This is a genomic window from Polyangium jinanense, from assembly GCF_028435265.1.
Lineage (GTDB): Bacteria > Myxococcota_A > Polyangia > Polyangiales > Polyangiaceae > Polyangium > Polyangium jinanense.
On record NZ_JAGTJK010000018.1, the window covers coordinates 141,817 to 157,270 of the forward strand.

11 protein-coding genes and 1 pseudogene are annotated in these 15,454 nt (G+C 68.8%); 9 read left to right on the forward strand and 3 right to left on the reverse strand.

Annotated elements, in window-relative coordinates; translation table 11 throughout:
- Window positions 1–8 precede the first annotated feature (8 nt).
- The 3 genes from fghA to KEG38_RS28530 form a co-directional block, all read right to left on the reverse strand.
- Window positions 9–851, reverse strand: coding sequence for an S-formylglutathione hydrolase (gene fghA, locus KEG38_RS28520; RefSeq protein ID WP_272418688.1), 843 nt, complete (start codon window positions 849–851; stop codon window positions 9–11).
- Window positions 852–892: 41 nt separating this feature from the next.
- On the reverse strand, window positions 893–1,981 hold the full coding sequence (locus KEG38_RS28525) for an aldo/keto reductase (protein ID WP_272418687.1): 1,089 nt from the start codon (window positions 1,979–1,981) through the stop codon (window positions 893–895).
- A 79-nt stretch (window positions 1,982–2,060) separates the two neighbouring features.
- The gene (locus KEG38_RS28530; protein ID WP_272418686.1) at window positions 2,061–2,705 is read right to left on the reverse strand and encodes a class I SAM-dependent methyltransferase; all 645 of its coding nucleotides are present in this window, start codon (window positions 2,703–2,705) and stop codon (window positions 2,061–2,063) included.
- A 190-nt stretch (window positions 2,706–2,895) separates the two neighbouring features.
- On the opposite strand from KEG38_RS28530, the gene KEG38_RS28535 reads away from it, so the two are divergent.
- The 9 genes and pseudogenes from KEG38_RS28535 (at window position 2,896) to KEG38_RS28575 (ending at window position 15,417) form a co-directional block, all read left to right on the forward strand.
- Entirely contained in the window at window positions 2,896–3,825 is a 930-nt protein-coding gene (locus tag KEG38_RS28535; RefSeq protein WP_272418685.1) for a hypothetical protein, read from the forward strand.
- Between the two features lie 93 nt (window positions 3,826–3,918).
- Window positions 3,919–5,196 (forward strand): DUF1552 domain-containing protein, encoded by a 1,278-nt coding sequence (locus KEG38_RS28540; protein ID WP_272418684.1) that lies wholly within the window; start codon window positions 3,919–3,921, stop codon window positions 5,194–5,196.
- A 26-nt stretch (window positions 5,197–5,222) separates the two neighbouring features.
- Window positions 5,223–7,601 (forward strand): DUF1592 domain-containing protein, encoded by a 2,379-nt coding sequence (locus tag KEG38_RS28545; protein WP_272418683.1) that lies wholly within the window; start codon window positions 5,223–5,225, stop codon window positions 7,599–7,601.
- A 57-nt stretch (window positions 7,602–7,658) separates the two neighbouring features.
- Complete coding sequence (locus KEG38_RS28550; protein WP_272418682.1) at window positions 7,659–9,221, forward strand: glycoside hydrolase 5 family protein; 1,563 nt, start codon at window positions 7,659–7,661, stop codon at window positions 9,219–9,221.
- Between the two features lie 255 nt (window positions 9,222–9,476).
- Window positions 9,477–10,763, forward strand: a pseudogene (locus tag KEG38_RS28555) (MEDS domain-containing protein); the annotation flags it as partial.
- A 12-nt stretch (window positions 10,764–10,775) separates the two neighbouring features.
- The gene (locus KEG38_RS28560; protein WP_372518168.1) at window positions 10,776–11,327 is read left to right on the forward strand and encodes a sensor histidine kinase; all 552 of its coding nucleotides are present in this window, start codon (window positions 10,776–10,778) and stop codon (window positions 11,325–11,327) included.
- A 21-nt stretch (window positions 11,328–11,348) separates the two neighbouring features.
- Entirely contained in the window at window positions 11,349–12,143 is a 795-nt protein-coding gene (locus KEG38_RS28565; protein ID WP_272418681.1) for a PhzF family phenazine biosynthesis protein, read from the forward strand.
- A gap of 46 nt (window positions 12,144–12,189) precedes the next feature.
- Entirely contained in the window at window positions 12,190–14,316 is a 2,127-nt protein-coding gene (locus tag KEG38_RS28570) for a serine/threonine-protein kinase (protein WP_272418680.1), read from the forward strand.
- A gap of 171 nt (window positions 14,317–14,487) precedes the next feature.
- Window positions 14,488–15,417 (forward strand): STAS domain-containing protein, encoded by a 930-nt coding sequence (locus tag KEG38_RS28575; protein ID WP_272418679.1) that lies wholly within the window; start codon window positions 14,488–14,490, stop codon window positions 15,415–15,417.
- Window positions 15,418–15,454 lie beyond the last annotated feature (37 nt).

Here is a 15,454-nt window from a genome sequence, read left to right on the forward strand (position 1 = left end):
GATCGGACTCATCGCAACGCCGCCGCGTGGTGCTCCACGTGGTCGCGCATGAACGTCGCGATGAAGTAATAGCTGTGGTCATACCCCGGCTGCATCCGCAGCGTCAGCGGATGCCCCGCGGCCTCGCACGCCTCCCGGAACAGCTCCGGCTGCAATTCCCGCGCGAGGAATTGATCCGCGTCCCCCTGATCGATCAGGATCGAAAGCCGCTCCTTCGCCTCGCGCACGAGCGCTGTCGCGTCCCACGCCTTCCACACCTCCCGGTCCGCGCCGAGATACGCGGAGAGCGCTTTTTCGCCCCAGGGCACCCGGCTCGGCGCCACGATCGGCGAAAATGCCGACACCGATCGATACCGGCCCGGATGCTTCAGCGCGAGCACGAGCGCGCCGTGCCCGCCCATCGAATGCCCGAAGATCCCCCGACGGTCCGGGAGCGCCGGCAGGTGCGCCTCCACGAGCGCCGGCAGCTCCTCGGCCACGTATTGGTGCATCCGATAATGCCGCACCCACGGCTCTTCGGTCGCGTCCACGTAAAACCCGGCCCCTTGCCCGAGGTCGTAGGCCGGATCGTCCGCCACGCCCTCGCCGCGCGGGCTCGTGTCCGGCGCGACCACGATGATCCCGTGCCGCGCCGCGTGCTCCTGCACGCCTGCCTTCGTCACGAAGTTCTGCTCCGTGCACGTGAGCCCGGAGAGCCAGTAGAGCACCGGGCAACGCCCGGACTCGACCTGCGGGGGCAGGTAGACGCCCACGTTCATGCTACAGCCGAGCGCGCGTGATTCGTGCCGCAGCACCTTCTGGTGGCCGCCGAAAGAGCGATTCGTCGAGACCTGGGTGAAGGGGTTCATCATGGCGGCTGCGAGACTACCCGAACAAGCCCCTGCCGCGCAATTCAGAGCTCCGCGGTCGTCAGCCACTTCGGGTTCTTCTCGGTCCCGTCGAAGCGCTCGGTATTCTTGAACGGCTCGTACTGCCCGCTCCGGCCCGCCGGCGCCGTCCGCGCGAGCAGCGTCTCCTTCTCCTCCTTGCGCAACGGCTCGAACGTATAGGCCGTATGCAGCGCCTGCTCCAGCACGCCCGCCGTGTCACAGCCCGTGATCACCACTGACGTCGGCAAGGACATCGCATACCGCAGGCATTCCGGCGCGCTCACCAGGCCGCTCTCGAGCAGGATCCCCGACGCCAGCGGCTTCATTCCGAGCACGCCGATGTCGTGCTCCACGAGAACCGGCAAGACATCCTTCTCGAAGCTCTTGTAATGCGCATCCATCGGGTTCAGCGGCATCTGCACCGTGTCGAACGTGAACCCGTGCTCGAACCCCGCCTTCAGCATGGCCACCATGTACGCCGGATCCTTGTGCCCGGTAAAACCGATGTACCGCAGCTTTCCGGCCTGCTTCGCCGCGAAGAGCGCCTCCATCATCCCGTCCGGCCCGAAGACCCGCGCCGGATCGCTTCCGCGGATCACCTCGTGGATCTGCACGAGATCGATCACGTCCGTGCGCAGCCGCTTCAGCGATTGATCGAGCTGCTCGGCCGCCGATTGCCGCGTGCGGCCGTCGAGCTTCGTCATCAGGAACGCCTTCTGCCGGTATCCATCCTGGAGTGCCACACCCATGCGGCGCTCGCTCTCGCCGTCGTTGTAATCCCAGCAGTTGTCCAGGAAATTGACCCCGTGATCCAGCGCCATCCGGATGATGCGGATGCTCTCCTGGGGGTCTTTTTGCATCCCGACGTGGAACCCCCCGAGCCCCACCACGCTCACGCGCTCGCCCGTCCGGCCGAGCACACGCGTCGGCATCGTCGCGCCGGCCGGGAGCGGGATGTCCCCTTCTCGCGGCGCGCCGGGACGCGGCCCGCGCGGCGGCGCATCCGATGAACCCGACCCGCCGCCATTGTCTCGCGTGGATGCACATGCGGTGAGCGCGAGGCCCACGCCGACCGAACCGATGAACGTGCGCCGCGTAAATCGTGCCACCATGCGAGCCCCCGACGAGGCCGGCATTGCAGGGGACGTGCCGCGGCGCGGTCGGGCGAGCCCGGGCCGCGGGCGGAATCGATTACTCCGTCCGCTCGATCGACACGAGCCACGCCTCCGCGTATCCCTTGCCGCCGAGCATGTGCTCGAACCGCGCCGGCCGGATCTGCCGCACCTTCCAGCCGGACGCGAATGCCGCGCGAAGATCCGCCTCCGAGAGCCGCCGCGGCCCCTCCGTGCCCGGCTCCTTGTCGCTCCAAACGAGCGCGTGATACATGCCGCCCGGACGAACCACGTGCGAAAGGCTCTCCACGTATCGCGGACGCATCTCGCTGCCGAACACGTGGAGCAGCCCCGAATCCAGCACCGTATCGAACGTCCGCCCGAGCATCTCGAGCTCCAGCGCATTGCCGCGCACGAATTGCACGGGCACGGAGCTCCGCTCTGCGCGCGTCCGGGCCTTCGAAAGCGCGTTCTCCACCATGTCGAGCCCCGTCACCGCGTGCCCCCGCGCCGCGAGGAAAATCGCGTTGTCGCCCGGCCCGCAGCCCACGTCGAGCACGTCGCCGTGGAAGGCCCCCGCCTCCGCCAGCGCCACGATGTCCGCTTGCGGCCGGCCGATGTCCCAGGGCGCGTGCACGCCCTCCTCGTAGGCATGGTGGAACGCCGAGGGCTCCGGTGGAGCCGTCACGTCCCTCGTTCCTTCGCCTTCGCCTTCGCTTGCCATCACACCTCTCCTCGGTGTTTCCGGTTGGTCCCTCTCCATGCGGCGGCGCCTCCTCGGCGGCAAGGTTTTGCGCGCGCGCTTTCGTGCGCGGCTTCTTCGCGGCCTGCCGCGGGGCGCTTCGACCGGAAGGCTCGACGCCGGCGGACACGAGCGGTAGGAAAGAAGGATCCGCCGTCGTCGACCTCGCGCCATGCGTCCCTCCCAAGCGCCCCTTTGCCTCCTTCCCTTTGCCCTCGCGGGCCTCGTCGGGGCCTGCCCGCGCGCCGCGGCGGCCGCGCCTCCGGGGCCCTCCGACGAGCAAAAACAGGCCTGCGCCGACGCCTCCGAGCAAGGCCAGGAGCTGCGCGACCAGGGCAAGCTCCTCGCCGCGCGCGAGCGCTTCCTCGCTTGCGCCGCGGAAGCCTGTCCGCCCATCATCCGCAAGGACTGCGCCGACTGGCTCGCCGACCTCGACGAGCGCACCCCCTCCATCGTCCTCGAGGCCCGCGGCCCCGAAGGCCAGGACCTCACCAACGTCCGCGTCCTCGAAGGTGAACGCGAGCTCGCCGCGTCCCTCGACGGCAAAGCGATCCCCCTCGATCCCGGCGAACACCGCCTCCGTTACGAGTGGCCGGGCGCCCCTTTCGTCGAGGAGCGAATCGTCCTCCGCGAAGGCGAACACCGCCGTCGCCTCTCCGTTCGATTCACGCCCCCCGCGCCTCCTCCGCCCAAAACCCCTGCGCCCGCCGCGCCTCCGCCGCGCCCCCTTCCCCTCGCGCCCCTCGTCCTCGGCGGCGTGGCCCTCGCGGGCGCCGCGGCATTCACCGGCCTCGCCGTGAGCGCGAAGAGCGATTACGATCACCTCGACAGGACCTGTGCGCCGCGCTGTACGGACGACCTCGTCGATCCCGTACGTACCAAGCTCATTCTCGCCAACGTCTCCCTCGGCGTGTCCGTCGTCTCCCTGGGCGTCGCCACGGTCCTCTGGTTCACCCGCCCCCAGAATTCGCCCGGAAAAACCCCCACGACCGCCTTTGCCATCACGCCCCTGCCCGGCGGCGCCGCGGCCTTCTTCGGCGGCCCCCTCCCGTTCGACGGATCGTCCCGCGCCAGGGTGATGGCCCCGATCACCCCCCCATGAACGAGCGGATCACCCCTCTCCCCCGGGCGCTTCGTTTCCGGCCGATTTCCTGATCCTCTCGCCCCGGCATGCCCGTTGCGATGGGGCCGGGGCATGAAGCACTGGAACCGTCGACGCTTCCTCTCGGGCATGGGCGCGGCCCTCGTCGCCGCCCCCGTCCTCGGCCTCCTCGAGCGTGATATTCGCGCCGAAAACGCGACGCCGGCCCGTCGCCTCGTCGTGTTCTTCTCGCCAAACGGCACCATTCACAAGCACTGGCGCCCGAGCGGCAGCGGGTCGAACTTCTCGTTCCCCGCGGGCAGCATCCTCGAGCCGCTCGCCGCGCACAAGAGCCGCCTCATCGTGTGCGACGGCATCGATTTCCACGGCGTCGACAACCACGAAGCCGGCATGGGCGCCATGCTCACCGGCGGAGGCACCGTCGGCACGGAGACCGCGGGCAAGAGCCTCGATCAATACGTCGCCTCCCGCATCGGCCAGAACGATCGATTCTCCTCCCTCGAGCTCGGCGTGCAGACGAGCGCCTGGGGCGGCGGCATCCAGACCCGCATCTCCTACGCGGGCCCCGGCCAGTTCGTCCCGCCCGACGACAGCCCGAAGAGCGTTTATACCCGCATGTTCGGCGACGCCGTCGGCGGTCCGGGGGAGCTCGACGCGGCCCTCGCCCGCAAAAAGAGCATCCTCGACCTGCTCCGCGGCGAGCTCGGCACCTTGCGCGGCCGCGTCGGCTCGCAGGAGCGCGAGAAACTCGACGAGCACCTCGAATCCCTGAAGAAACTCGAATCCGGCCTCGAAGGCCCGCTCTGCGCCCCGCCCGCGGCCCCGCCCTCGGTCGGCACCTACGATAACGACGCGTTCCCCACGATCGGCAAATCCCAGATGGATCTGCTCGTCCTCGCGCTCGCCTGCGACATGACGCGCGTCGCGTCCGTGCAATGGAACCACACCGTCGGGCCCGTCGTCATGAGCTGGCTCGGCGTCGCCGAGGGCCACCACGGCCTCTCCCACAGCGACGACAGTAACTCCAAGGGCGTCGCCGAGTTCATCGCCACCGAGCGCTGGTATGCCGAGCAGTTCGCCTACCTCCTCGAGCGCCTCGCCACCACGCCCGATCCGCAGGGCGGCATGCTCCTCGATTCCACCGTCGTCCTTTGGTGCAAGGAGCTCGGCGACAGCCGCCTCCACGATTGCAAGTCCGTGCCGTTCGTCCTCGCGGGCGGCGGCGGCCTCTCCACGGGCCGGTATCTGAGCTTCGGCGGCGCGCCGCACAACCGCCTCCTCGTCTCCGTCTGCCACGCCCTCGGCCTCGACAACAAGACCTTCGGCGATCCGGCAAAAGGCTCGGGTCCCCTGCCGGAGCTCTTCGCGTGAAACCCTTTTTTAGAAACGTGGGAGCCATGGCCATGCTGCGCACTTTCCTTCGCTCGAATTCGATCCGGATCACGGGCGCCCTCGCCCTCACGGCCGCCTTCGCCGGCTGCCTCGGCGGGGAAGACGAAAAAGAGGGGGCGCCCGGCGTAGTCGGTTGTCCGGACGACCTCGCGTTCTTCGAGAACAACATCTACGAGCCCCTGCTCGAAAAGAAATGCTTCGTCTGCCACAGCGCGACGGGCATGGCCGGCAAGAGCCGCCTCGTCCTCACGCCGCGGAGCGAGCCCGACGCCCTCGAAAAGAATCTCGAAGTGGCTCGCGCGCTCGCCGTCGACCAGCCCGCTGGCGTCTCGGTCCTCCTCTCGCGCCCCTCGGGCCAGCACCCGAATGGCCACCCCGGCGGCACCATCGTCGAGCCGGGCAGCCCTGATTACGCGACGCTCTCGCTCTTCATCACGCGCACAACCCGCGGCGAAGGCTGCGCCGCGCCGTCCGCCGCTTGCACCACCGTGCAGCCAGGACCGCGTGTCCTCCGGCGCCTCACCCGCGGCGAATACGACGCCACGATCGCGGAGCTCTTCGGCATCGAGTCGCAATGGGGCGCCTCCTTCGTCCCCGACATCGTCATCGGCGGCTTCGACAACAACGAAGACGCGCTCCGCGTGAGCCCGCTCTTCGCCGACCAGGTCCGCCGCGCCGCCGAGGAGATCGCAACGCTTGCCCTGACGAACCCTTCGAGCATCCTGCCGTGCGACCCCGTCGCCGCCGGCCCCGAGGCCTGCGCGAAGACGTTCGTCGAGACGTTCGGCAAGCGCGCCTTCCGCCGCCCGCTCAGCGAAGACGACAGCAAGCGTTACCTCGCGCTCTACCAGACGATCGCCTCCAAGGAGGGCTTCAACGAGGGCATCGAGGCCGTGATCACGGCCATGCTCCAGTCGCCGCATTTCCTCTATCGCACCGAGCTCGGCGACGAATCCGTCACCAGCGAGGGTGGCCGCGTTCGTTTGACCCCCTACGAGATCGCCACCGAGCTCTCCTACATGCTCTGGGGCACGATGCCGGACGACGAGCTCTTCGCCGCCGCCGACGCGAATGCGCTCGGCACGCCGGAGCAGATCGAGGCCCAGGCCAAGCGCCTCCTCGAGGATCCCCGGAGCGACGAGATCCTCGAGCGGTTCGCCATTGCCTGGCTCGAGCTCGATCGGATCGAAGCCGCGCCCAAGGACTCCGCCACCTACCCCGAATGGAACGCCGAGATCCGCGCCGCCATGATCGAGGAGACGCGCATCTTCGTGCGCCACGTCATCCGCAATGGTGAAGGCACGATCGCGGAGCTGCTCGATGCCCCCTACACCTTCGTGAGCCCGAAACTCGCGGCTTATTACGGTTTGCCCGCGCCCGCGGGCGCCGGGGGCGAAAACGATTTCGGCAGGGTCGAGCTCGAAGGCTCCGGCCGCGCCGGCATCCTCTCGCACGGCAGCGTCCTCGCCACGCACGGAAAACCGGCCGGCTCCTCGCCCGTCCATCGCGGCAAGCTCGTCCGCGAACGCCTGTTTTGCCAGCCCTTGCCGCCGCCGCCGCCCGGCGTCGTCGCCGAGCCGCCGCCTGTCGATCCGACGAAGAGCACCCGCGAGCGCTACGCGGCGCACACCACCGTCGAGCTCTGCAAGAGCTGCCACGACCTCGTCGACCCCATCGGCTTCGCCTTCGAGCATTTCGATGGCATCGGCCGGTATCGCGCCGACGAGAATGGCCTGCCGATCGACGCCTCTGGCGAGATCCTCTCGGCCCCGTCCACCACGGGCTCGTTCGTGGGTGTCCCCGAGCTCGCCTCCGTCCTCGCGGGCAGCGCCGACGCGCAGGGTTGTTATGCGCGCTCGTGGCTTCGTTATGCGTACGGACAGCTCGACGAGGGCCGGCTCGCTTGCCTTTCCAGCCAGGTCGCGGACGAATTCCAGAAAGGAAACCTCCGTGTCCTCGACCTCCTCGTCGCGCTCACGCGCACCTCGCATTTCACCGAGCGCGTCGCGGATCCCCCGGAGCCCGGCGGCAATCCCACGGGCGCGGGCGGCTCCGGCGCCGGCGGCGCGGGAGGTGGCGATCCCACCGGCTCCGGCGGCGCGGGCGCGGGCGGCGGTGATCCCGGCCCCACGCTCCCGTACGTCGTGGCGACCACCGTCGACAGCGATTGGGGCAGCGGGTATCAGCTCACGGTCGAGGTCACGAACATCGGAAAAGAAAGCCTCACCTGGTCCATCCCGATGCAGGTCGACGGCACGATCGACAACATCTGGAATGCGGGCTATACGGTGACGGACGGCACGACACACTTCGTCGGCGCCGCACACAATGCCACCCTCGCGCCGGGCCAGGCCACGAGCTTCGGCTTCGTCGCGACGCGCTGAACGACGAGAAGGCCGACTTTCGATCCGGACGGGCGGGCCCTACGGTTCGCGGAGACCATGGTCCCCGCGCCGCCCGCCCTCGCCGATCCCGTCGTGGATCTCCCCACGACCTGGTACGGCCCCGCCGTCGCGCGATTCGAGGCGGCGTTCCCGGGCAATCCCTACGATCCTGAAGAAAACGACGTCCGCGTCGTCTTCATCTCTGCGAACGGCGAGCGCTTCGAGCGTATCGCGTACCCGGACGGGACCTCCGCCTACGCGGCCGTCCTCGTCGCGCCGCGGCCCGGGCCGTATCGCCCGCTCCTCTATCGCAATGGGGTCCTCCAGCCCATCGAGGCCCGGAGTGCGTACGTTCGTCTCGACGACCGCCTGCCGCGCGGCTTCCTCCGCATCGACGCGCGCAATCCAAACCGCTTCGTGTGGGACGACGGCACGCCGTATTACCCGCTCGGCTTCAATCTCGGCTGGCAGATGCCGGACATGCCGCCCATGGCCGAGCAGCTCGCGCGCATGGGCGCGGCCGGGATCCAGTGGACGCGCATCTGGGCGAGCTCCTGGGACGGGAAAAACCCGTTCTGGCCCGTGGATGATCCGGCGGCGCCGCGGGATCGTCTCTGGCCGCCGGCGCTCGCGAAATGGGATGCCCTCTTCGGGGCCTGCGAAAAGGCGGGCATCTCGATGCAAATGGTCCTCTTCAATCACGGATCCTTCAGCACCCTCGTCAACCCGAACTGGCCCGATCATCCGTGGAATGCGGCCCGCGGCGGCTTCTTGACGGACGCGGCCGACGTCTTCGCGGACGCCGAGGCGAAGCGGCGCATGAAAATGTGGCTCCGCCACGCCGTCGCCCGCTTCTCGCATTCGCCGTCCCTCTTCGCCTGGGAGCTCTGGAACGAGGTCGAGTGGACGGATGCCTCGTTCGCCGGGCGATTCTCGGACATCACGGCGTGGCACGACGAAATGGCGCACTACATCCGCGCCCTCGATCCCTACGGCCATCCGGTGACCACGAGCGCGCTGCTCGCGCCGCCGTCGACGTGGCGCGCCATGGACTTCCTCCAACCCCACCTCTACACGGACGCCGTCACGCTCTTCGCGCGCCTCGGCTGGCTCCCGACCCGCGCGCCGGCCTTTTTTGGCGAGATCGGCCCGTCGCACCCCGCGCAGGTGAACCTTCGTGCCTTCGTCCGCGACGCCATCTATGCCGGCATGCTCCGCAATCAGGCCGGCACGCCCATGTTCTGGTACTGGGATCTCGTCGAAAAGCATGATCTTTACGGCGAATTTCGGACCGCGGCGAAAGTGCTCGACAGAAGCCGCCTGGCCCTTCATCCTCGCGCCGAGAGCCGCCCCATCGTCGTCATCCCGCCCTCGCCCGCACTCGCGCTCGGGGAGCGAAATTGGCTGACGATCCGGATCACGGCCGCTTCCCCGAGGAGCATTCGTATCCTCGGCGCTCGTCTCGACGAAGGCGCCTACCATCGCACGACCATCGACCTCGAAACAGGGCAATCGTTCGAGGACGTGGTGCATGCCGGACAAACCGGAGTGGAGGTCGCTCTCCCGGGGGCCGACGTGGTCATGGTGTTCGACAAACGCGCCTCGCCGTCAACCCTTTGACCTCGTACATTCGCTCGCTACCCCGACATTCATGACAAAGCGTACAGCGCCCCCTTCGAAAAGCGCGGGCCTTTAGGAAGGACGCCCATCACCGGAGAACCTGGAGCCCCTTTGCCAAATATGGGCGTTGCCGGGCTCTTGGTATTTCCGTACCATTCTCCCATGGCTGTCCCGATGCCCAAAACGACGCTGCGCGCGGCTTCCGCTGGGGCTCCTCCGCTCGGCGAGCTGCCGTGAGGCGCGCACGTCTGCCAGTTCTATCGGGGCCAAAAGGAGCTTCTCGACACGCTGATCCCCTACTTCCAGTTCGGGCTCGCCCATGGCCAGCAGTGCCTCTGGATCGCCGCAGAGCCCCTGCGGGCGGCCGAGGCGCGCGAGGCCCTCCGCGCCGTGGTTCCCAACCTCGAAGATTACGAGCGCAAGGGCCAACTGGAGATCCTGGACCACACGGATTGGTATCTCCGCGAGGGAAACCTCTCCCAGGATGCCGTCTTGCAGCGCTGGCTCGATCGCGAAGCCGAGGCCCTTCGCCGCGGCTTCTCCGGCCTCCGCCTCACCGGAAACACGAGTTTCGTCGAGCCCAAGGACTGGGACAGTTTCGTCTCCTACGAGGCCTGCGTCCACCAGGGATTCCACGGCCGGCGGATCATCGCGGTTTGTACGTATTCGCTCAGCCGCTGCGCGCCCGACGCAATCCTCGACGTCGTCCGCAATCACGACATCGCGCTCGCCCGCCGCACTGGCTCGTGGGATTCCGTGCAGTGCGCCACGGCCGCGCTCGCACACCTCGCGGAAGGTGCAGGGGCGAGCGCGGCGGCGGAGCCGGCCTTCGAGGAGCTCACGCAAAAGGAGCACGCCGCACGGAGGATCGCCGAGCAGCTCGCGCGCCTGCAAACCATCACGGCGGCGCTCTCCGAAGCGGGCGATCCTGCGGCCATTGCGCAGGTGATGGACCGCGACATCCGGGCCAGCGTCGGCGCCGATTTCTGCGCCCTCGCGCTCATCGACGCGGAGATGGCCGAGCTTCGCTTTCTCGGGGATCGCATCGAGGACACGGAGCCACTCGTCGCGACATTCCAGGCTGGGACCGCCTCGTTTCTTTCGACGCCCCATGCCATCGCCGAGCGATTCCCTCCGGCGGTCGCCTCGACGCCTCGGGCCCTTGCCGTCCTCCCGATCAGTGCCGGCGGCCGCAGGCTCGGCGCGGTCGCTTTTGGTTACCACGACGAGCGGACCTTCGCTTCGCACGAGCGCGCCCTCTTCGACGACGTCACGCGTCAGCTCGGCATCGCCCTCGATCGGGCGCGCCTCTATGAAGAGGCGAACCAGGCGCGCCGGCGGGCCGAGCAATCCGACCGCGCCAAGGACGAATTTCTGGCCATGCTCGGCCATGAATTGCGCAACCCCTTGTCGCCGATCGTGACCGCGCTCGAGCTCTTGCAAATGCGGGGCGCCTCCGGCGCCGAAAAAGAAGTCACGGTCATCAAGCGGCAGGTCCGGCACCTCGTGAGCCTCGTCGACGACCTGCTCGACGTCTCGCGCATCACGCGCGGCATGGTGGAGCTCTCCCGCGAGCCTATCGAGCTCAGCGAGGTCGTGGGGCGGGCCGTCGAAATGGTGAGCCCGCTCCTCGAGCAACGAGCGCACCGCCTGACGCTCACGGTCCCGCGCGAGGGGCTCGCCGTGCATGGGGATCCCCGGCGGCTCGCGCAGGTCGTCTCGAACCTCCTCACGAATGCGGCGAAATACACCGAGCCCGGCGGGCGGATCGTGGTGACGGCCTCGCGCGAGGACGCGGACGTCGTTTTGCGTGTGAAGGACAGCGGCATCGGGATCGCGAAGGAGATGCTCGCGCAGGTCTTCGACCTCTTCACCCAGGAAAAACAAGCGCTCGACCGCTCGCAAGGCGGGCTCGGGCTCGGGCTCGGGCTCGCGATCGTGCGCAGCATGGTCACGCTCCACGGCGGGAGCGTCACGGCCCATAGCGACGGCAAGGACAAGGGCAGCGAATTCGTCGTACGTTTGCCGGTGCACGGGGCGCATGTGCCCGAGGCGCTCGCCCTCCGCGCGAATGCGGCCGGTGTCTGCTCCGACGTATCATGGTAAACGTCTTTTCGGAGGAGACCCGTGACCGAGATCCCGCTCTACCAGATCGACGCCTTCACGCTCCGCCCCTTCGCCGGCAACCCCGCGGCCGTGTGTCCCCTGCCCGCGTGGCTCCCCGACGAGACGCTCCAGGCGATCGCCGCGGAGAACAACCTCTCGGAAACCGCATTCATCGTGCGGAAGGACGAGCGCCACGAGCTGCGCTGGTTCACGCCCTCGGTCGAGGTCGACCTCTGCGGACACGCCACGCTCGCCGCGGGATACGTGGTCCTCGAGCTCCTCTCGCCGGACCTCCCTTTCGTCTCGTTCCACACGCGGAGCGGCCAGCTCGTCGTGCGACGCGCCGAGGGCCTGCTCTCGATCGACCTGCCCGCGCGCCCGCCCGCGCCCACGCACGTGACGGACGCGCTCGCCGAGGCGCTTGGCAAGCGGCCGATCGCGGCCCATGCCGCGCGTGACATCGTGGCCGTCTACGAGAGCGCCGAGGACGTGCGCGCGCTCCGGCCCGACATGGCGAAGATCGCGGCGCTCGAGACGTTCGCGGTGGGCGTCACTGCAAAAGGCACGGGAATCGACGCGGACGTCGATTTCGTGTCGCGCTTCTTCGCGCCGGCGAAGGGCGTCCCCGAGGATCCCGTGACGGGATCGCTGCATTGCACGCTCGTGCCCCTCTGGGCCTCCACGCTCGGCCGCGCGCGGCTCCGGGCGCGGCAGGTGAGCGCGCGTGGGGGCGAGCTCGACTGTACGCTCGCCGGCGATCGCGTCCTGCTCGCGGGGGGCGCGGTGCTCGTGATCGAAGGCCGGATGCGCTTCTGAACCGGCTTCCCTGACGCCGCGCGGCAAGGTATCGTGCGGGCGGCTCATGATTCCCGTTCTGCGGTGCACCGACCTCGAGCTCACCGATCTCGCCGACGACAAACCTGCGCTCGTCGACCCCGAGACCGGCGAGCCCTCGGGCCTCTCCCTCGTGCAGTGGCTCGGCTCCGGCGGAATGTCCGCCGTATTCCTCGCCGAGCGTGACGCGGATTTTGCGGCGCCCGGGCTCTCGGAGCTCGCGCCCTCGCGGGTCGCGGTGAAGCTCGTCAAGCCGGGGACCGAGCAGGGCCTCTCGCAGATGGGCATGACGAGCCGGGATCTCGCCCAGCGCGAGATCGAGGCGCTCGATCGGGTGAAGAACCTCGTCCCGCCCAGCGAATTCGTGATCGGTTATTACGGGCACGGCAGCGCCCTCGTCGCACTGGAAGGGGAATCGCCCCTCGTGCTCCCCTGGATCGCGCTCGAATACGTGGAAGCGTCGAGCGAGGGCGCGACGCTCACCGACCGCGTGTACAAGGCCCGCGAGACGGGTGTGGATCCAGTGCGCGCGTTTCGCCTCGCGCGTGGCATGCTCGAAGGCGTCCGCGTCCTCCACGGCCTCGGCATCCTCCACCGGGACCTCAAGCCCGACAACGTATTCGTCGCGGGCCCGCTCGACGACGAGACGCCGAAGATCGCCGATTGCGGCATCGCGCGTGTCGACGGCCTCACGCTCGCCACGGTGCAGGGGATCACGCTCGGGTATGGCGGCCCCGAGCAGGCGCTCTCGTCGGTTGCCCCCGCGCGGCGCAATCCGCTCGTCGGCCCGTGGACCGACGTGCACGCGCTCGCCTCCACGATCTGGTTCATGCTCACGGGCGAGGAGTGGTGCCGCTCGATGCCTTCGTGGTACGTGGGCGAGCGTCGCAGCCTGCGCACGGCGAAGAAGCTCCACCGCGGCTTTCTGGCGGCGGAGGAGCTCCTCGGCGCGATCGATCTCGCGCTCCGGCAGGGCGCCTCGCCGGTATTGCCCGAGGGGACGTGGGGACTCGACGGCGCCACGTTTTACGAGCCACACGCCCGCAAATTGCTCGGCGCATCCATGTTCGAGGGCTCGCCGCCGCGATTCCCCTCGATCGACGCCTTCGCCGAGGCGCTGCTCCCGCCCCTCGAAGCGGCCGCGGCGCGGTGGATCGAAATCGCGGCGCGCGAGCACCAGCCGATGACCTCGTTCCGCAAGACGCGTATTCTGCCGTCCGAGGAGGAGGTGTTCGCGGCGATGGACGCGCTCGCGCCGCCGCGGACCACGAGCGAAAAGCCGCTCCTCCTTTCGCCAGACGGCGTCGTCTTCCTCCCGGGCCCCTGGGGATTCGCGCGCTCGGGCAGCGAGCTGCATGGTTTGTCCAAAAAGGAACCGCGCACCTTCTCCGTCGACGTCCCCCGGCCTTATCGAGCGCAGATCGCCGCGTCGCGTTGGCTCGTGCGTGGCCCGGGCGGCGGCATTGCGCTCGTGGGCCCGGCCCACGTCCTTCTGCAGCGCGGCGAATCGTTCGTGCAGGGCACGTTGCCCCGGCGCGCGGACGAGGGGCCCGTCGGTCCGATCGTAGCGGCGCTCGGCGACGGCCGCGCCTTCGGGGTCGTGACGGCCGACGCGGGCGAGGGCGGGCCGGAGCTCTGGCTCTCGAATGACGGCGTGCGCTGGGCCGAACCGCTGCTCTTGCCGCTCGGCGGCGAGGTCTCCGCGATTGCCTCGGGCCCGCTCGGCTTCTTCGTCGCGGGCAGCTTGCGCGGCAAGAAGGCGCGCGCCTTGTGGATTGGATACGATCAGGAGGTCCGCTCCTCCGCGGCGAGCTTGAACGACAAACCCGCCTTGCTCCTTTGCGTGGCGGGCGCCGAGGGCGAGGCGTGGGCCGCGGGCGTGGGCATCGTGATGCGCTTCGATCGTGCCGGCTCCGCGGTCGAGGCCTCCGAGGCGGAGGGCATTCCCGTGGCGATGGGCCTCGACGACGAGGGCGTCCCTTGGCTCGTCACCGAGCGGGAGGTCTTCCGACGGCACGGCGGCGGTGTCTCGCCCGTGTGGAAGCGTTATCATACGCAACCCAAGGGCGCGCCGCGGCTCGTGGCGATCGGCTTTCCCCCGGGCGGGGTGCGCGTCGTGGACGCGGTCGGAGGCGGGGCGATTTTGCGGACATAGGAATTCCAGTCCTTCTGCAATCGCCATCGCCGTCAATGGTTTGGCAGAAAGTAACACCACACGGCTTCTGCAACCGCAGATCATGTCGTATTAAACATTACAAATTCAGACAGTTCCTGAGGCGCGCAAGGGGGTGTATCCTGGGCTGACATTCCTCGCCGCACCGGGACCATGAGCACCAACATCCTCAGCCACAGTGCGCCCAGTTACGCCGATTTGGAGCGCCGCAATACCGAGCTGCTCGCCGAGAACCAGGCGCTCCGCGCCCAGGTCGAGGAGGCGCGCCTGCTCATCGAGGAACACGCGCTCGCCGACCGGGAGCGGTACCTCAACGCGGAGCGATTCCAGCAGATCTTCGACTGCGCGCCCATCGGGCTGACCACCGTCAGCCTCGAAGGGCGGTTCATCAGCGTCAATCGCGCGCTCGCCGAGATGCTCGGATACACGCCCGAGGAGCTCCTCGCGCTCCGCTTCCAGGACATCACGCACGCCGATGACCTGGAGACCGACATCGAGCTCGTCGGCAAGACCATCCGCGGCGAGATCCCGCGTTACAAGCTCAAGAAGCGGTACATCCACCGGGACGGCTCGATCATCCACGTCCTGCTCCACGTCGCCCTCGTGCGCGACGAGGACGGCGCGCCGGTCCATTTCATCTCGCAGATCCTCGACATGACCGAGCAGAAGCGGGCCTTCGAGGCGCTGCAGACCAGCGAGGAGCGCCTGCGCCAGCTCTCCACGCCCCTGGTCCCGATCCGCGACGATGTCGTGGCCATGCCGCTCATCGGCGCGATCGACGCGAACCGCGCCGACCGGGTGCTCGAGGTGCTCCTCACGGGCATCAGCGGCGGGCGCGTGCGCGTGGCCATCCTCGACGTCACCGGCGTGGTCGACCTCGACGAACAGGTGGCGGCCGCGCTCGTCCGGACCGCGCACGCCGTGCGCCTGCTCGGCGCGCAGATGATCTTGAGCGGCATTCGCTCCGAGGTGGCGCGCACCCTCGTGGACATCGGCGCCGACTTCTCGGGCTTCGTCACCTGCGCGAATTTGCAGGCGGCGATCACGCATGCATTCCGGCTCTCGCGCGGCCGCGCAGCCTGAGGCGAGAGCGCGGGAGGCCGACCTCGCGCCGGCGCTG